Genomic DNA, 16,606 nt, shown 5'->3' on the forward strand with positions numbered 1-16,606 from the left:
TGGTCCACGTTATGTTTATTAGTGTGGACCAAGGTTTTGAATGAATAACTTACGATAATAGCGGAAATTGCTCTGCAATAGACGAGGCAGTGCTTTTTGCCACCCAGCCTTCTGTATTGTTAAATAAGCGAATGGCAGTAAACTCAGGGTCACTTCCCATATCAAACCAATGCGGGGTAAGTTCAGGCACTGAAATTAAATCGCCTTGTTGGCAAAGTACCTGGTAAACCTTATTGTCTAAATGTAGGCAAAATAGCCCTTGGCCTTTTACAAAAAAACGTACTTCGTCTTCACTATGAGTATGTTCAAATAAAAACTTTTTGCGCAGCTCTGATGCGCCAAGATTACCTTTAGCTAGAGATATAACGTCTACTGTTTGATAGCCATTTTCGGTTTTTAGCCGATCTATATCGCTTTTGTACGCACTAATAATTTGCTCGTGGGTGGTGTGCTCATTAATATCTGCATTTGCTTGCCACTGTTCAAAACGTACGTTTACTTTAGCTAGTTGCTTTGCAATATCATCAGCATTTGATGTGCTTACAAGTGCTTTATTTGCATCGTTGTCAGCATATATTGTTAATTGACTCATACTAATTGCTCCAATTTAAATTGGCTAAAGTCATTAATATAAGGGTGTGCTTTAGTGCTTGCTTGCCCATCACGAATTAAATGTAGTGTTTTTAAGCCGGCAGCTTGCGCGGCATCAAGCTCACCGGCTACATCACTTAAAAAGAGTATTTCTGCTGCTTTAAACGGTAACAGCTCAACAATGGTGTTATAGGCCATTTGCTCTTGTTTTGCGCCAACTTTGGTGTCAAAAAAGTCAGTAAACAAGCTGCGAATGTCACCATAATCACTGTATTTAAAAAGTAGCTGCTGCGCTTTTACTGACCCTGACGAGTACACATATAAAGCTATATCGTTGTACTGAGCTTGTAAAAAATCAAATGCATCTGGGTATAAATGACCCTTAAAATCACCGTGTTCATACCCTGTTTGCCAAATTAAGCCTTGTAACTGCTTAAGTGGAGTGATTTTTTTATCTTCATCAATCCAGGTAAGTAAAGTGCTAATGACCTCTTCAATATCGGCGTTTGGCTTTTCGATAAGGGCTTTTACGGCACTAATTTGCTCAGCTACATCTGGCTTATTAGCATTGGCACGTACAAAGGTAGGTAACTGTTTTGCTGCGTAAGGAAACAACACCTCTTTAACAAACGAGATACGGGTTATTGTGCCTTCGATGTCGGTTAAAATGGCTTTAATCATTTAGTTACTCCCGCTTGAATGCCTATTATTTTTAGGCGCTCTAGTTCGCAGCTAAATAAAAACTCTAAGGCTTCTAAGTGGCGACGAACTTCATCAATATTACGTCCTACTGCATATAAACCATGGCCACGTATCAGTACGCCATGCTCTATAGGCGTGTGTAAATGATGGTCACTAACCAGTAGGCTTAATCGGTCAATATCTTGATCGTTATCGAAAATAGGAATGCTCAGCGCTTCTAAATGCGAAGTAAAGCCGCTCAGTGCTTTTTGCATTTCATAGCCTGTTAAATCAAGCTGATGCCCTTGGGTAATTTGCGACAGTACGGTAGCGGCTACAGAGTGAGTATGCAAAACACACTGCGCATCAGGTATAAGCTGATACAAACTTAGGTGTAATTGTGTTTCTGCCGATGGTTTTACAGCTCCTGCTAGGCGCTCGCCTTGGTGATCTAATTGCAAAAAATGCTCTTGCGTCAGTGAGCCTTTATCGTGCCCACTTGCTGTAACAACAAAGCCAGTGCTAGTACGAGCTGAAAAGTTTCCGCCTGTTGCGGGTACCCAGCCTTTTTGGCTAACCCATTTTCCGGCTTCAATAAGTTGTGAAATAGCGGTATTGTTTTGCATACATTCCTCACTAATGAGCGTAAAGTTAATTGTTTTTAGACGGCTATACTTCTGTTTTAAGCAATGATAGCATCGCTTTAAGCGCAAAACCATCATTAAGGGCATCACGTGTTTGAAAGTAAATTACCAAATTTAGGCGTTAGTATATTTAGCCAAATGAGCGGGTTGGCTAATGAGTTTTCGGCAATTAATCTCTCTCAAGGCTTTCCTGAGTTTGATGCTCCTGATCTTTTAAAAACGCAGTTAAATTATTATGTGCAGCAGGGCGTTAATCAATATTCACCTTCAAGTGGTGTACCACGATTACAGCAACAAATTGCTGATTTAGCAAAGCGCAAATATGCAATTGATATAAACGCAGCTGATCAAGTGACTGTAACCTCGGGTGCAACAGAGGCATTGTTTGTGGCTATTCAAACAATTGTACGCCCAAATGATGAAGTGATTGTATTTGACCCTGCATATGACTCTTACCAACCGGCAATTGAACTCGCTGGTGGAAAGTCGGTACACATTGCTTTAAGTGCGCCAAATTACACTATTGATTGGCAAGTAGTAAGCCAAGCTATTACTAAAAATACCCGTGCAATTATTATTAATACGCCTCATAACCCAAGCGGTAAAATATTACAGCCACAAGATATAAAAGCGCTTAAAGAGTTAGTTGGTACTCACAATTTGTATGTAATAAGCGATGAGGTATATGAGCACATTACGTTTGATGAACAACCGCATTTAAGCGTATTACGCGATGATGAATTATTTGCCAAAAGCTTTGTTGTATCGAGTTTTGGTAAAACGTTTCACAGCACGGGCTGGAAAATGGGTTACTGTATTGCACCTGCCGATTTAGCTGTCGAATTTAGAAAAATTCATCAGTACGTTACGTTTTCAAGTTTTACCCCCGCACAGCATGCGCTTGCCGATATGCTCGAGCAGCAAGGTGAGCATATAGATGAGCTAAGCGGGTTTTATCAGCAAAAACGCGACTTATTAGCGAGTCATTTAAGTAACAGCCGTTTTAAAATTTTACCTAGCCAAGGCACTTACTTTTTATTGTTAGATTACAGCGATGTATCGGATTTAAACGATGTTGAATTTTGCCATTGGTTAGTTGAGCAAGCCGGTGTTGCGGCTATTCCGTTAAGTGTTTTTTATCAAAATCCACCAACCGACAAAGTAATTCGTTTATGCTTTGCTAAAAACGACAACACTCTCATAGAGGCTGCGCAAATATTATGTCAACTTTAACCATTACAGCATTGCAAAGCTCGCTTTATTGGCTTGATAAAGATGCTAATTTAGCCATGTTTAATAAGCAGCTTGAAGCAATTACGCATCAGCCCGATCTTATTTTACTGCCCGAAACATTCTCGACTGGCTTTGCCATTAATTTAGATTGTGCAGAGCCTGAAAACGGTAAAGTACTGACGTGGTTAAAGGCGCAGGCTCATAAACATAATGCGGTTATTGCGGGTTCGGTACTTGTTGCACAAGGCGATAAAAAAGCGAATCGGTTTTATTGGGTAAAACCCGATGGTGAGGTGAGTTATTACGATAAGCGCCATTTATTTCGCTTAGGCAGCGAGGGCGATTATGTTGTAGCAGGGCAAGCGCGCAAAGTTTTTGAAATCAATGGTTTTAAACTATTACCGCAAGTATGCTATGACCTGCGCTTTCCGGTATTTCAACGTAATAATAACGACTACGATGTAATGATAAACGTAGCAAATTGGCCTGCTGTACGCCGCCATATTTGGGATACGTTACTTATGGCGCGTGCAATGGAAAACCTATGTTACGTAGTAGGTGTTAATCGCGTGGGGGAAGACGGTAATGGTGTGGCGCACAATGGCGGTACCGCAGTATACGACTTCAAAGGCGATGCATTAACTAAAGCGCAAGATGACGCAGAGCAACTAGTTACTATAACACTTGAAAAAGCGCCACTGGATGAGTTTAGAGCAGCGTTTCCTGCCTATTTAGATGCAGACTCTTTTACATTAATATAAATACGTTAATTTAGCGCAGAGCCAATAAAGTGTTAAAATAGTCGCTGATATTTTTGTTGGCGGCTAATGTACATTATGAACACTTTAATCACTCCTGTAATTTTAGCAGGTGGCATAGGCTCTCGCTTGTGGCCGCTTTCTCGCCAAGCCATGCCTAAACAATTTTTACCACTACTTAGTGAAAGCACGTCATTGCTGCAAAGTACATTGGCGCGTGTTACTAATAACTTATTTGATAATGCTATTTTAGTGTGTAATGAGCAGCACCGATTTATTGCCGCCGAGCAAGCTGCAAGCTCAGCTCCTACTGCGTTATTACTCGAACCCAAAGGTAAAAATACCGCGCCTGCCATCGCATTAGCCGCCCACTATGCACTGCAAAATGGGATTACCGGCCCGCTATTAGTGATGCCTGCCGATCATCATATTAAAAACTTTGATGTATTAACGGCTAAGCTCCCTGAAGCTGTAAAACTTGCCGAGCAAGGAAAGCTAGTGACGTTTTCTATTACTCCTACAGAGCCTCATACTGGCTATGGCTATATAAAACAAGGCGCGGCTATTGTTGGAACGGGTTGTTACGATGTTGCACAATTTAAAGAAAAGCCTGACGTAGATACAGCGAACCGCTATTTAGCTCAAGGTGGTTATAGCTGGAATAGCGGCATGTTTTTATTTACCCCTGCAGCCTATTTAAAAGAGCTCGAACGGTTTGCGCCAAAAATAGCAACGAGTGTCGCTGCAGCGGCGCAATTTACTAAAGATTTAGGGTTTACCCGCCCAAGCAACAGTGCGCTTGAACACTGCCCAAGCGATTCAATTGATTACGCCATTTTAGAGCGCAGTAATAACGTAGTTGTTATGCCTGTTGATTTAAAATGGAGTGATGTAGGTAGTTTTTCATCCCTTGATGCGCTTACAAAAAAAGATGAAAACGGTAATAGCTTAAATGCTAATTATATGGCTCAAAAAAGCACTAATAACTTAGTTATTAACGAGGCTGAACACACTATTGCTACGCTTGGAGTTAGCAATTTAGCAATTATTCATACTCATGATGCCACGTTAATTGCAAACCAAAATGAGCTAGATTCTCTGCCTTTGTTGCTTAAGCAAATTGCTACAACACAGACCGATAAACTTAACCATCATCAAGTGGTTTTTCGCCCATGGGGGAATTACCGTACTTTGGTTGAAGGCACTGGCTTTAAAGTTAAAAAAATTACTGTTAACAGCGGTGCTAAGCTTTCGACGCAGCGCCATCAGCATCGTGCTGAACATTGGGTGGTGGTTTCGGGTATTGCAGATGTGTGTATTAATGAGCAAGCGTATACGCTAACGCATGACCAATCGTGTTATATCGCGGCTAAGCAAATTCATAGTTTGGCTAATAATCAAAAAGAGCGGTTAATTGTCATTGAAGTGCAAACCGGTGCTGTACTTGATGAAAGCGATATAGAGCGATTTGATGATAAATATGGAAGATAGGCATTTAAATACAGTGGTTGCTTAATGATGTAGTCGTATTTAGAGTAACAAAGCTACTGATTGAAATAAAAATTAATTTGAAATACTATGCTGGTAGTTTTAATTATAGGGACGTTTAATGAATAATTATATGGATAAACCTTTGCCGACAGCTATTCAGATCGAGCCTGCTGAACTCCTGAAAGGGTTACGTGATAGTATTCGGGAATCAGGTGTTATTTATAAGTTTCGAGATTCTGAAAATCTTATCTCAAATGAGTTAGATAAAACTTTGAAAGAGACCGAACGTAGGCTTACTGAAGCTGAGGTTGCTCAACATGCTGCGCGTCTTTATAATAAAATAGCGACTAGAAGTGTTAAATTTGGTTTGTTAGCATATTCACGTTATGCAGAAATGGCAAACAACACAACGGCTGAGGCTCTCTTAGAAGAAAAACATCGGCCACAGCGAATGACACGGTATATGTCTGCAACAGGAGCTGGGAAAAAACCACCTAATACGGCCACCCATGCTATTGTCTCTGGAACTCACGAATTGGCTCGGGCTGCCAGAAAGATACTTGCAAAATTTAAAATCCGAATAGATGATCCAAGTAATGGGGTTTTTTTACCTAAGAATGAAAATTACGTTCCACACCCTGCTATGCCTGAAGCTTCTAATCATGCAAAAATTCATACAGAGTTATATTACCTAAATATTACTAATCAACTATCGTTAGCAAATACACGTAGCGAGTGTGCAGCGATATTACAAGCAATTGCTATATCGTTACAGAATGGAGTTTATGGGTACTAATGAGTAAAGTAATTTATAAAATCACGCCAGATGTTAATCATTACAGAGTCATTTTTCCTGATGATGAAACTTTATGTGAATCTGAGTTATGGAAACCTGATACTTCTACAAAAGAGTCTACACTGATAAATTTTAGTGCCCATTATAATAATGAAAAAGAGACACCCCTAGGTGATTTCACTGCAATTAATTTACAAGGCCTTGCTATAAGGGAGCATGTTGCAAATGAGTTAGCTGAACTTTTCGAAGATTCTGGAGAGTTACTGCCTTTCCATGTCGGTGATGATAATTGGTACTTTTATAATGTCACTCGAAAAATAGAGGGTATATTAAATGTTGAGATGAGTACTTTTATGCTGCCAAGTTTAAATATCGGATTACAAAAAGCGGTGTTCAAAAAAGAAAAACTACCAAAGCATAGCTGCATATTTAAAATGCCAGAAGACCGATTTGAAGGCACTTACGTTTTTGACTCTCGTGTAAATGATAAAGATATTACTTTAAACCTATTTTGTGCCTTGCAAGCACATGGCTTTACTGGGCTTAGCTTTGAAGAGGTTGCGAGGTTTGATTAACCTAAAGTAAAATTTAAAAAACTTAAACGCTTTTTTAATTTCACTCTAACTGCCCACGCACAAACTTTAAATATTGCTCTAAGCTTCGTTGCCACAGATCTAACGCTTCATCAAGCATATCGTTGTGTGGCTTTTTATCGAGTAAACGACGCTCTATTTTTTTAAGCTCAATACCATAGCGATTAAAACCAAGTTGCAGAGCGGTACTTGCTTGGCGATGTAAAAGCTTAATGCATTGCTCTGGATGTTGATCAATAAGCTTTTGACAGCGAATTAGCTTGTTACGCGCCGAGAGCACAAACTCATTATAAATCGACGATACTTCATCTTCACTAAATGAGCTGGTGAGTGTTTCGGCCGCTGTTTTGTCATACAAGGTATCAATAAGCTCTACTGCAATACTCGCAGTTTGATTAGATTGAGAGTCGCTAAGTGCTTGTCGAAGCTTTTCGTGCTTAATAGGCTTGCCTACAATGTCTTTTATTCCTAATTCTAAATACTCTTTTACTTCGTCAGGGCTAAGGCTTGCAGTAAATGCGAGTACTGGCGTTCGTTGATTTTTATGATCTATGCGTTTTAGACGTTTAAGTACTTCTTGGCCTGTTAAATCAGGTAGGTTCATATCAAGCAAAACAACATCGAAGTGGTGAGCTTGCATGAGCTCTATGGCACTTTTCCCATCTTTTGCGAGCTTAATTTTGTGCTCATCGTCGGCCATAAATTCTATAGCAATTTTTTGATTTAAATCTAAATCTTCAACCAGTAATACATCAAGACCTGTTAAGTAATCTTTAGTTTGATGGCGCTGCTCTACAAGGCTTAATTCACCTAAAGTAAAAGTAACGGTAAAGCTAAATACACTACCAGTACCAAGCTGGCTGGCTATTTCGAGTCGGCTACTGAGCTTCTCAAGCAGGCGGCTAGTAATAGCTAAACCAAGGCCGGTTCCGCCTTTCTCTTTTCCTGCACTACTTTGTACATAAGGTTCTGTTAAGTAGGCTATCTCATCATTTTCTATACCTGGTCCTGAATCTTTTACACTAATTTTTATCGTGTGCTCAAGTTGCTTTTCTAATACTAAATCAACCTGAATTTTAACGGTTCCGTGGTCTGTAAACTTAATGGCATTACCCACTAAATTAATAATTATTTGTCTAAGTTTTTGTTGGTCGCAGTAATAACAGGCTTGCTCAGGAATATTATAGATAAGCTCAAATTTTAGCTGCTTTTGCTCGGCCATTGGGCTTAGTAATAAACATAAATTATTAAGCCATGTTTTAAATTCTACATCTTCTTCGTAAAGCGCTTCGTCACTTTGATCTAGGCTCGCGTAATCAAGGACCTTATCTACCAATAAATTAAGTGATTCGGCAGAATTTATAATCGCCTCGCAATAGGCTTTATTGCGGGTATCACTTGTTTGGTTCATAACAAGTTGGGCGCTGCCTAAAATACCGTTTAGTGGGGTGCGAATTTCGTGGCTTATTGTTGATAAAAAGAGCCCGCGTATTTCTAAGTCTTTTTGTGCTTTATCGGCGAGTTTATTGAGGTGCTGCTCTCTGCGCTCATTACATAATAACGCCATACCTGCAGCGTAAAACATGGGCGCAATTACGCCATTTAAAAATAGCAAAGAGCTAAACCAGCCGTTTACTAAAAGATTTTTTTGTTCAATGTTATCCATAAATAACGAGCGGCCAATAAAGCTTAAAGCAACAAGCGTTAAAATGGTTATGTATACAATACTGCCATTAGGATAGGGTTTGCGTGCACACTTAATAAATATAAACAGTAAAAAACCGGCTTCTGCTATGTGTTGTATATCGGATGCAATCACTCTTTCGTGTAAAGATGGGTCAAAAAAGGTGTAATAGCCAAGCATTACAGTGCAAAAAGCGGTCACTGAGCAAAGTAATTTAAAACCAATACCGTGATAATTTAAAAACTGACTGAGCGATAAACAATGCACTATTGACGCGGCAAACATCATGCTACTGGCAGCGCTAATAATCACTAAATTATGTGTATCACCAACAAGAGTAAAACCAATAACAGAGCCTAATAGCAATATGGGATAGAAAATGTATAGCAGCGTGCCCGATATTTGTTTGTTTGTTCGCCATGTTAAAAAGTTAAGTAAGGTCATTACAACCATGATGGCGATGCTGGCAAAATAAAGAGTGAAAGAGTCGAGCATTAATATTCCAGCAAAGTAGTTTTAAACTAAGATTATTAAAAGTATACACTTATACCAATTATCAAAACAGATCACTTAGGCAAGCAAATTGGTATTAAATAAGTGTGTAACACATACAAAAACAGACACCTAAGTGTCTGTTTCTAGTTCTAAACTAAATATATGATTAACGAATTTCATCAGGGATATTTTGTTGTGCCCAAGATAGGAGCTCAATACGGTTACGACATTTAGTTTTTCTAAATGCGCTATATAAATGTGTTTTAACTGTGTGTGGACTAATACTTAAATCTTCTGCGATTTCTTTATTCTTCGAACCTTTACTCATTAGTGAGATTATTGCTTTTTCTCGTTTAGTAAGTTTAACAGGCTCAATATCGCCTTCGGTTAGTTTATGCAGCGCATCTTTATTAAATTGCAACATACGATTTAATGCATTACACATAATATCGCGACGATACCAAAGCTGATCTTCAAGTAGTAAGCGAATACCTTTCATTAATACATCGGCGTTATCTGTTGTGTAAAATACGCCACGAATACCGCTCAACAATGCACGATTAGCAAGCTCAGGGTTTTCGTCTAGATTAAACAATATGATATCGCATTTAATACGTAGGTTTACTAGTTGTTCTTTTAGTTTTCCCCATGCATCCTTGCTAGATGTTTCGATAAACAAAAGTCGAGTCCCTTCAGGTATGTCTAAAATATTAGTACCCGTGGTTACGTCAAGGCCTTGCGTTTTTAACAAAGGTTCTAAAACGTTAATACCAATAGTGTTAATTGGCTCTTGATCTAATAACAAAAAGGCTGAACTGCTCATGTTTTTATACTCTTTTATAAAGCTGACTGTTTAAGTTTATCACGACTTCCGCACCTTTTGTATTAGAAAGTCGCTGAAGCACTCAATAACAAATACGATTTTACGATTATTTAAACATAAAATGTTGCAAATAAGTAACTATTTATTCTTTATAACCATGAAAAATCATAACATTTGTAACTAGTTGGTTGAGCAGAATAGTTAGATAAAAATCTTTAATTAATTTACTTTTTTTACATTTTGGTAAGGTGGCCATCCCATTTCTTTACCGCCAAGCATATGTAAATGTATGTGATAAACGGTTTGTCCACCATGTTCGTTACAGTTCATGACTACGCGGTATCCGTCCTCAGCAAAATTGTGTTGCTTAGCTAATTTTGCCGCAACAACGTATAAATTGCCTACTAAATGTGAGTTTTCAGGGTTTATATCATTTATAGTAGCAATTGCTTTTTTTGGAATAATTAACACGTGAAATGGTGCTTGTGGGTTTATATCTTTAAATGCGAGGGTGTCTTCATCTTCGTAGACAATGTCGGCCGGAATTTCACGATTAATTATTTTGGTAAAAATAGTCTCTTGGCTCATAGTGTGTTCCTAATTAAGTGTTATGAATTTTAAGCTCACTAATGACAAACTTTCAAAGCAGTGTCAAACTGAAATCAAATAAAGGAGTTAATATGCTTAAACCAATTTTAATAAGTAGTGCAGTTGCATTACTACTTAGTTTTTCGGCTAATGCTGAAAACATTCACTTTCCAGAAGAAATTGTACCACTACAAGTGGGCGATAAAATGCTAGAAAGCTCTTTGTTTAGCCGTATTGATGATGTAGAGCTTGCGCCAGGAACTTACCAGCTTAGGCTAAAATATACCGATTTATATGAAGATGATTATGACACGCATGAAGTTGTGGAGTCGGAACCATTTTGGGTAAGTGTAACTGTTGAAGCAGGTAAAGATTATACCTTAGTGTTTAATCGTGCTGAAAATGCAGTATCTGCAAAAGTATTTGCAGAAGCACCACAAGTTAGTTTAAAAGCAAAAAGTAGCGCTGTTGCTAAGCCTTTAAGTGTTATTTCTAACACGCAGCTAGCAAGCAATAAACCGGTAATGCAAAATACAATGCCTGCAGGACCTTCTCGTCCTAGTCAGCCAATAAAGCCGATAGCACCAATTACAGGTAAAGGCATGCCAAGTGCGCCGCAAATGCTTGATTTTTGGTGGCAACAAGCCACAACTGCAGAGCGTAAAGCTTTTTTAGAAAAAGTGACAAAGTAGAAAAATAGCAAAACAAAAGGGCCAAATTTGGCCCTTTTTAGTTTCTAGTTAACGCTATTTATTCAAATAATGCGTCAATAGTACCTTGTGCAAGAGGGTGATACCCAGGGCGTGCTTTTAAGTACACGCTTTGTGCCCACTCTTTTTTACCGTTAGTGATAAGGGATTTATATAACGGTACAATTAACTTACGACGGCCAATGCCTGATAAGTGCTTATCAAGTGCAGGGTAAATTGGTTGATAACCATTTCCTACTGCTAGCATAAACCAAGCAAATGCACGTTCAGCATTAGTTGACTGTGTTAGGTTAAATTCTGAGTCAAGCTCTACCATGTGCTCTTGGCTTAAATCACGTGGTAAGTTATTTAAAAAGTGTAGCCACTCATGCACAGACCAATCAGCTGTTGGCAGTTGAGCTGCAGTTGTGTCGCCTTTTAGCCATGCTGCTGTTGCAGTATCTACTTTATCAAATGCATCAGAAGTAGGGTTTGGCGCATCATTTGGTAATCCAGGTTCAAAAATCCATTCGTTTACTTTATCCATGCTTACAACACCAGGATACTTTTCAATTAAGTTAGCTTTTAAGTAAGTAACAAATTGCGCGGTAGTAAGTGATTTAAACGAAAACTCTTTAAAGTACGCTTTTACAAACGGGTCAAACTTATCGCGACCATATTTGTTTTCTAGGTAAATTAAAAATAATTGACCTTTAGTGTAAGGCACTGAACTGAATGCATCGTCTGGGTCGCGGCCGTTAAGTTTTAAATTAAGGCGTGTATCTGGTGCATCAATTGTTTTAAGTTGTGCGCGTAAAGACGCTGAATCAAGTGCTTGTTCCATAACCGCACGGTCACGGCCAAATACTTCTTCCATAATGCGGTTTTCAACGTACGAGGTAAAACCTTCGTTTAACCATAAATCTTCCCACGTTGCGTTAGTTACTAAGTTACCTGACCAAGAATGAGCAAGCTCATGAGCAATAAGGTTAACTAAGCTTTTATCACCGGCAACAACCGTTGGAGTAATAAATGATAAGCGTGGGTTTTCCATGCCACCAAACGGAAAACTTGGTGGTAGCATTAATAAGTCGTAGCGACCCCATGCATATTCGCCGTACATCGCGTTTGTTTTATCGATCATGGCTTGGGTGTCGTCAAATTCAGCAACTGAGGCATCTAAAATTGTCGGTTCAGCAAATATGCCTGTTTGATGCGACATTGCTTTAAATTCTAAGTTACCTGCGCCAATAGCAATTAGGTAAGGTGAAATTGCTTGTGGCATATCAAAAATGTAGTCGCCATCTTTATAAAGCGCATCTTTGTTGTCGGCACTCATTACAGCACGTATATCTTTTGGTGTATGAATTCGTGCAGAGTAAGTTACACGCATTGCGGGTGTATCTTGCACTGGGATCCAACTACGTGCATGAATTGCTTGCGATTGGCTGTACATAAATGGATGCGTTTTACTTGCCGTTTGCTCTGGTGTTAACCATTGCAGGCCTGAAGCTTCTGGGCGACTGTTGTAGTAAATACGAACTACTTCAGCTTGGTTTTTAAACACAATAGTAAGCTTTGAACCTTTAACGTCATCTCGCTTAGCTAAATCAAAAGTCGCTTTTTTCCAGTTACCGCTTTGATCTTTGTACATTACTTTATCAATGTCTAAGTCGCGGGTATCAAGTACGAGAGTTCTACTTTTGCTGTTGTTCCACTGAAGAGTATGCTCTACAAAACCTTCTAACTGCTTGTCGGCAAAATCGACATCTAAATCAAGGTTTAAGTGAGTAGTAACAACATCATCAAGGTTAGCATACGAGTTTTGGTCAATCGCATTAGCCATTGCTTGCGAACACATACCCGCCATAGCGAGGCTTAAAAAAAGAGGTTTAATTTTCATCATTACTCTGAACACAAATAAAAAAGTGCTGGTTTTATATCACGATTGACACGGCGGGTTGAGTGATTTTTACAATCTAGTGCCACATTTGCGACGATGAGGTAAACTATTGCGATTAGTTACCGGTATTTTTAGAGAGCTTTGTGGCGCATTCATTACACTCCTTACATACATTCGCATTAAACAGCCAATGCCAAAATTTTGTTGAAATTACTCAGCTTGAGCAACTTAAAACGCAAAATTTTAGTGCACCGTTTTGTTTGCTGGGCGAGGGCAGTAATACCGTATTTTTAAATGACTACATGGGTACGGTTATAAAAATAGCTTTAAAAGGTATTAAAATTACCGAGCGCGAGAACGACACACTAATAAGTATTGCCGCAGGCGAAAACTGGCATCAACTAGTTAGCTATTTATTAGAGAAAAATATACCAGGGCTTGAAAATTTAGCACTTATACCGGGCACTGTTGGCGCATCGCCGGTACAAAATATTGGTGCTTATGGTGTTGAGATAGCTAAATTTGTTGAGTTGGTAGAGTACTTTGATATAACCACTAACACTATGTATTCATTAAATAACGAGCAATGTGAATTTGCTTATAGAGACTCAATATTTAAACATGCCCTTAAAAATAAAGCGGTGATCACGCAAGTACACTTAGCGCTCCCAAAAAAATGGCAACCAGCATTAAGTTATGGCCCTTTGCAGCAGCTCTCAAGCATCACCCCGCAAGCAGTATTCGATCAGGTTATAAAAACGCGTAATAGCAAATTACCTAACCCATATACACTTGCCAATGCGGGCAGCTTTTTTAAAAACCCAATAATAACCAACCAGCAGTTAGCTGGGCTATTAAAGCAATTTGCCGATTTACCTCATTACGAATATGGACAAAGCCATCACAAGGTCGCGGCAGGTTGGCTAATCGATCAAAGTGGTTTAAAAGGGCACCGCGAGGCTGGTATAGAAGTGCATCAACAACAAGCTCTAGTACTTGTTAATCACGGAAATAGTGAAGGCAGCGACCTAATAAAAATGATTAAACACATTCAGCAAGTTGTTTATACGCGTTACAACATTATGTTAGAGCACGAAGTACGTTTAATGGATGCACGCAGCGAATGCCATATTAACGCGGAGCCTAAGTAATGAAAGCACCTGATGGAAACAAACTCGCTATTTTAAATGCACTCAACCAAGGAGGGTTTGTATCTGGTCAAGCCTTGGGTGAAAAGCTAGGTATTAGCCGAGCTGCGGTAAGTAAACATATTAAAACGTTACAAGAAATGGGCTTGGATATTTTTAAAGTGACTGGCAAAGGCTATTGTTTGAATAGTCAGGTGGGCCTTTTAAATAAAACGCAAATTGATCAGCACTACAAAGCGCTAGGTGCAAATACTGCCGATGTAGAAGTACACCCTATTATTGATTCGACCAACAGCGAGCTTATGCGCCGTATACAGGCCAAAACAACGCTTGAGTCTGGCACTGTTATTGTTGCTGAAATGCAGCAAGCAGGACGTGGTAGACGCGGCCGTGTTTGGCAATCCCCATTTGGCGCTAATTTGTATTACAGTTACTTTTGGCGTTTAGATGACGGCTTACAAGCTGCAATGGGCGTATCAATTGCGGTAGGCCTAGCTGTTTATGATGCTATTAAAGCGTTATACCAAGTTGACGTAGAACTTAAGTGGCCTAACGATATTTATATAAATAAGCAAAAACTTGCAGGTGTATTGGTTGAATTAGATGGACAACCGCAAGGACCTTGTCAGTTAGTGATTGGTATCGGTATTAATTTACAAATGCCTGAGAGCTTTAGTCAGCATATAGACCAAGCGTGGACTGACTTAAATCAACATACTCAAAAGCTTGATAAAAACCAACTTGTGGCTTCTCTTACTCATCATTTGGAGCAGCGTTTAGCGCAGTATCGTCAAACGGGTTTGCAAGCTATGTATGAGCAATGGAATTCGCTCAATGCGTTTGCTGGTGAATATGTTGAACTAAATACAGGACACCGAAGTTGGCGTGGAATATGTGAAGGTATTGACCCACAAGGTGGAATACGAATTCGCCAAGACGGGGAGGTAAAAAGTTATTACGGTGGGGAAGTCTCCCTTAGAAAGGCGCAATTATGAGATTATTGATCGACGTAGGAAATACATCATTAAAAGCTGTATTGTGGCATAACGAGCAAGCACAACCGGCAGATATAAATAACCTGCCTTGGTTACAAATAACCGAAGTGATTTATGCATGTGTAGGGCGCAGTGATTTACTAAACAATATTCTCGCGCAAGCGGCTAGCAATAATATTATTTGTTTTGAAGCCAAGGTAACCAAAACGCTTGGAGATCTTGTATGCGCTTACGAGCATGTAGCTAACTTAGGCATAGACAGGTGGCTTGCGCTTATTGCTGGATTTACGTTATATCCAAACACAGCATGCATTGTTGTTGATGCGGGTACTGCGACAACAATTGATGTGCTTAGTAGTGAAGGGTTGCATTTAGGTGGCTGGATTTTACCTGGGCTTGATTTAATGACCTCATCACTTACACAAAATACTCAACGTGTTTTTGATGATGGTAAAACTCCATTTACCAATGAACTGGGTAAAAATACGCCTAATGGTTTAAAAAATGGTGCTTTAGTGGCAACCATTGGAGCAATTGAGCAAGCTAAGTTGCACTTAACGGATAAAAAAACAGAGCAAAAAGTACAAATCATTTTTGCTGGTGGCTATGGCTTGCTTTTACAACAGCAATTTGAGGGAAGTATTTTTGATTCATTACTCGTAATGAAGGGGTTAAATTACTGGCACCAGCTAAGCAAAACAACATAAAAAAGTGAAAAAAACGTGTTTTCGCGTGAATATTGAGCATTTAAACTAAAAATTTACACTTTTTTTAATTTTATAGTTGCATCCCAATAAACCTTACTCTAATATCTCGCCCCGTACTAAAGCAGTGCCGACTTAGCTCAGCTGGTAGAGCAACTGACTTGTAATCAGTAGGTCAACCGTTCGACTCGGTTAGTCGGCACCACTTTCCTTTTACCGGAAGTGAATTAGTAGAGAATTATCGTGGAGGGGTTCCCGAGCGGCCAAAGGGATCAGACTGTAAATCTGACGGCTCAGCCTTCGCTGGTTCGAATCCAGCTCCCTCCACCACTTTATTCTTGACGGTTAGAGGTAGTTTAAGAACAGATTTTTATGCGGGCATCGTATAATGGCTATTACCTCAGCCTTCCAAGCTGATGATGCGGGTTCGATTCCCGCTGCCCGCTCCAGTTCTTGTGTTGCTGATATAGCTCAGTTGGTAGAGCGCACCCTTGGTAAGGGTGAGGTCGGCAGTTCGACTCTGCCTATCAGCACCAGTCCTAAGAATCTCCTTGATTACTTCCTTTATCTGTCAGAAAATACTATTTGAAAAAGATTAACTTAATCTACCTTTGGTGGATTATTTTCATATGTAATTTAGATACACAAAACTGATAGGTTCCGTCATGGCAAAAGAAAAGTTTGAACGCGTAAAACCGCACGTAAACGTTGGTACAATCGGCCACGTTGACCACGGTAAAACTACACTAACTGCAGCAATCACTAACGTACTTGCAAAAGTATACGGCGG

General features: G+C 39.4%; 17 protein-coding genes and 4 tRNA genes. 14 read left to right on the forward strand and 7 right to left on the reverse strand.

Annotation, left to right across the window (positions count from 1 at the left end; all coding sequences use genetic code 11):
- Window positions 1-49 precede the first annotated feature (49 nt).
- The 3 genes from H5120_RS16475 to H5120_RS16485 are packed head-to-tail and all read right to left on the reverse strand — an operon-like array spanning window position 50 to window position 1,898.
- The gene (locus H5120_RS16475; RefSeq protein ID WP_182675533.1) at window positions 50-592 is read right to left on the reverse strand and encodes an acireductone dioxygenase; all 543 of its coding nucleotides are present in this window, start codon (window positions 590-592) and stop codon (window positions 50-52) included.
- A complete protein-coding gene (gene mtnC, locus H5120_RS16480; protein WP_182675534.1) occupies window positions 589-1,272 on the reverse strand; it encodes an acireductone synthase in 684 nt (227 codons plus the stop codon). The genes H5120_RS16475 and mtnC overlap by 4 nt, the downstream gene beginning before the upstream one ends.
- Window positions 1,269-1,898: a methylthioribulose 1-phosphate dehydratase gene (locus tag H5120_RS16485; protein WP_182675535.1), complete on the reverse strand. Its 630-nt coding sequence runs from the start codon at window positions 1,896-1,898 to the stop codon at window positions 1,269-1,271. The genes mtnC and H5120_RS16485 overlap by 4 nt, the downstream gene beginning before the upstream one ends.
- A gap of 108 nt (window positions 1,899-2,006) precedes the next feature.
- Here H5120_RS16485 and H5120_RS16490 point away from each other — a divergent pair, with 108 nt between their 5' ends.
- The 5 genes from H5120_RS16490 (at window position 2,007) to H5120_RS16510 (ending at window position 6,769) form a co-directional block, all read left to right on the forward strand.
- Complete coding sequence (locus H5120_RS16490) at window positions 2,007-3,149, forward strand: methionine aminotransferase (RefSeq protein WP_182675536.1); 1,143 nt, start codon at window positions 2,007-2,009, stop codon at window positions 3,147-3,149.
- Window positions 3,137-3,910, forward strand: a complete 774-nt coding sequence (locus H5120_RS16495; RefSeq protein WP_182675537.1) for an amidohydrolase — start codon at window positions 3,137-3,139, stop codon at window positions 3,908-3,910. The genes H5120_RS16490 and H5120_RS16495 overlap by 13 nt, the downstream gene beginning before the upstream one ends.
- Before the next feature lie 75 nt (window positions 3,911-3,985).
- Complete coding sequence (locus tag H5120_RS16500) at window positions 3,986-5,398, forward strand: mannose-1-phosphate guanylyltransferase/mannose-6-phosphate isomerase (protein WP_182675538.1); 1,413 nt, start codon at window positions 3,986-3,988, stop codon at window positions 5,396-5,398.
- A gap of 118 nt (window positions 5,399-5,516) precedes the next feature.
- Window positions 5,517-6,194: an AHH domain-containing protein gene (locus H5120_RS16505; protein ID WP_182675539.1), complete on the forward strand. Its 678-nt coding sequence runs from the start codon at window positions 5,517-5,519 to the stop codon at window positions 6,192-6,194.
- Window positions 6,194-6,769 (forward strand): hypothetical protein, encoded by a 576-nt coding sequence (locus tag H5120_RS16510; protein WP_182675540.1) that lies wholly within the window; start codon window positions 6,194-6,196, stop codon window positions 6,767-6,769. The genes H5120_RS16505 and H5120_RS16510 overlap by 1 nt, the downstream gene beginning before the upstream one ends.
- A 40-nt stretch (window positions 6,770-6,809) precedes the next feature.
- Here H5120_RS16510 and H5120_RS16515 read toward each other — a convergent pair whose 3' ends face one another.
- From H5120_RS16515 to H5120_RS16525, 3 genes are all read right to left on the reverse strand, one after another.
- Complete coding sequence (locus H5120_RS16515; RefSeq protein ID WP_182675541.1) at window positions 6,810-8,966, reverse strand: response regulator; 2,157 nt, start codon at window positions 8,964-8,966, stop codon at window positions 6,810-6,812.
- Window positions 8,967-9,132: 166 nt separating this feature from the next.
- Entirely contained in the window at window positions 9,133-9,789 is a 657-nt protein-coding gene (locus H5120_RS16520) for a response regulator transcription factor (RefSeq protein WP_004334929.1), read from the reverse strand.
- A 219-nt stretch (window positions 9,790-10,008) separates the two neighbouring features.
- Window positions 10,009-10,377, reverse strand: a complete 369-nt coding sequence (locus H5120_RS16525; protein WP_004334923.1) for a histidine triad nucleotide-binding protein — start codon at window positions 10,375-10,377, stop codon at window positions 10,009-10,011.
- A 92-nt stretch (window positions 10,378-10,469) separates the two neighbouring features.
- On the opposite strand from H5120_RS16525, the gene H5120_RS16530 reads away from it, so the two are divergent.
- Complete coding sequence (locus H5120_RS16530; protein WP_004334921.1) at window positions 10,470-11,069, forward strand: DUF2057 domain-containing protein; 600 nt, start codon at window positions 10,470-10,472, stop codon at window positions 11,067-11,069.
- A gap of 58 nt (window positions 11,070-11,127) precedes the next feature.
- Here the strand turns inward: H5120_RS16530 and H5120_RS16535 are convergent, their stop codons facing one another.
- Entirely contained in the window at window positions 11,128-12,969 is a 1,842-nt protein-coding gene (locus H5120_RS16535; protein ID WP_182675545.1) for a M1 family metallopeptidase, read from the reverse strand.
- A 143-nt stretch (window positions 12,970-13,112) separates the two neighbouring features.
- Between H5120_RS16535 and murB the strand changes: the two genes are divergently transcribed.
- From murB to H5120_RS16575, 8 genes are all read left to right on the forward strand, one after another.
- Window positions 13,113-14,120, forward strand: coding sequence for a UDP-N-acetylmuramate dehydrogenase (gene murB, locus H5120_RS16540; RefSeq protein ID WP_182675542.1), 1,008 nt, complete (start codon window positions 13,113-13,115; stop codon window positions 14,118-14,120).
- Complete coding sequence (birA, locus tag H5120_RS16545) at window positions 14,120-15,112, forward strand: bifunctional biotin--[acetyl-CoA-carboxylase] ligase/biotin operon repressor BirA (protein ID WP_182675543.1); 993 nt, start codon at window positions 14,120-14,122, stop codon at window positions 15,110-15,112. Before murB ends, birA begins: the two co-directional genes overlap by 1 nt.
- Window positions 15,109-15,819, forward strand: a complete 711-nt coding sequence (locus H5120_RS16550) for a type III pantothenate kinase (protein WP_024606312.1) — start codon at window positions 15,109-15,111, stop codon at window positions 15,817-15,819. The genes birA and H5120_RS16550 overlap by 4 nt, the downstream gene beginning before the upstream one ends.
- Before the next feature lie 126 nt (window positions 15,820-15,945).
- Window positions 15,946-16,021 (forward strand) — tRNA-Thr (locus H5120_RS16555).
- 40 nt (window positions 16,022-16,061) lie between these two features.
- Window positions 16,062-16,146 (forward strand) — tRNA-Tyr (locus H5120_RS16560).
- A 44-nt stretch (window positions 16,147-16,190) separates the two neighbouring features.
- Window positions 16,191-16,265 (forward strand) — tRNA-Gly (locus H5120_RS16565).
- Window positions 16,266-16,276: 11 nt separating this feature from the next.
- Window positions 16,277-16,352, forward strand: a tRNA-Thr gene (locus H5120_RS16570).
- Window positions 16,353-16,481: 129 nt separating this feature from the next.
- The coding region (locus H5120_RS16575) for a GTP-binding protein (RefSeq protein WP_033023824.1) at window positions 16,482-16,606 on the forward strand (125 nt) is incomplete at its 3' end.

The organism is Pseudoalteromonas sp. SR43-2 (assembly GCF_014163885.1).
In the GTDB taxonomy this organism is placed as follows: domain Bacteria; phylum Pseudomonadota; class Gammaproteobacteria; order Enterobacterales; family Alteromonadaceae; genus Pseudoalteromonas; species Pseudoalteromonas distincta.

Excerpts from the sequence above, each read along its gene's own strand:
- H5120_RS16475 (WP_182675533.1), bottom strand. The coding sequence starts at position 592 with ATGAGTCAATTAACAATATATGCTGACAACGATGCAAATAAAGCACTT.
- mtnC (WP_182675534.1), bottom strand. The coding sequence starts at position 1,272 with ATGATTAAAGCCATTTTAACCGACATCGAAGGCACAATAACCCGTATC.
- H5120_RS16485 (WP_182675535.1), bottom strand. The coding sequence starts at position 1,898 with ATGCAAAACAATACCGCTATTTCACAACTTATTGAAGCCGGAAAATGG.
- H5120_RS16495 (WP_182675537.1), top strand. The coding sequence starts at position 3,137 with ATGTCAACTTTAACCATTACAGCATTGCAAAGCTCGCTTTATTGGCTT.
- H5120_RS16500 (WP_182675538.1), top strand. The coding sequence starts at position 3,986 with ATGAACACTTTAATCACTCCTGTAATTTTAGCAGGTGGCATAGGCTCT.
- H5120_RS16505 (WP_182675539.1), top strand. The coding sequence starts at position 5,517 with ATGAATAATTATATGGATAAACCTTTGCCGACAGCTATTCAGATCGAG.
- H5120_RS16510 (WP_182675540.1), top strand. The coding sequence starts at position 6,194 with ATGAGTAAAGTAATTTATAAAATCACGCCAGATGTTAATCATTACAGA.
- H5120_RS16515 (WP_182675541.1), bottom strand. The coding sequence starts at position 8,966 with ATGCTCGACTCTTTCACTCTTTATTTTGCCAGCATCGCCATCATGGTT.
- H5120_RS16520 (WP_004334929.1), bottom strand. The coding sequence starts at position 9,789 with ATGAGCAGTTCAGCCTTTTTGTTATTAGATCAAGAGCCAATTAACACT.
- H5120_RS16525 (WP_004334923.1), bottom strand. The coding sequence starts at position 10,377 with ATGAGCCAAGAGACTATTTTTACCAAAATAATTAATCGTGAAATTCCG.
- H5120_RS16530 (WP_004334921.1), top strand. The coding sequence starts at position 10,470 with ATGCTTAAACCAATTTTAATAAGTAGTGCAGTTGCATTACTACTTAGT.
- H5120_RS16535 (WP_182675545.1), bottom strand. The coding sequence starts at position 12,969 with ATGAAAATTAAACCTCTTTTTTTAAGCCTCGCTATGGCGGGTATGTGT.
- birA (WP_182675543.1), top strand. The coding sequence starts at position 14,120 with ATGAAAGCACCTGATGGAAACAAACTCGCTATTTTAAATGCACTCAAC.
- H5120_RS16550 (WP_024606312.1), top strand. The coding sequence starts at position 15,109 with ATGAGATTATTGATCGACGTAGGAAATACATCATTAAAAGCTGTATTG.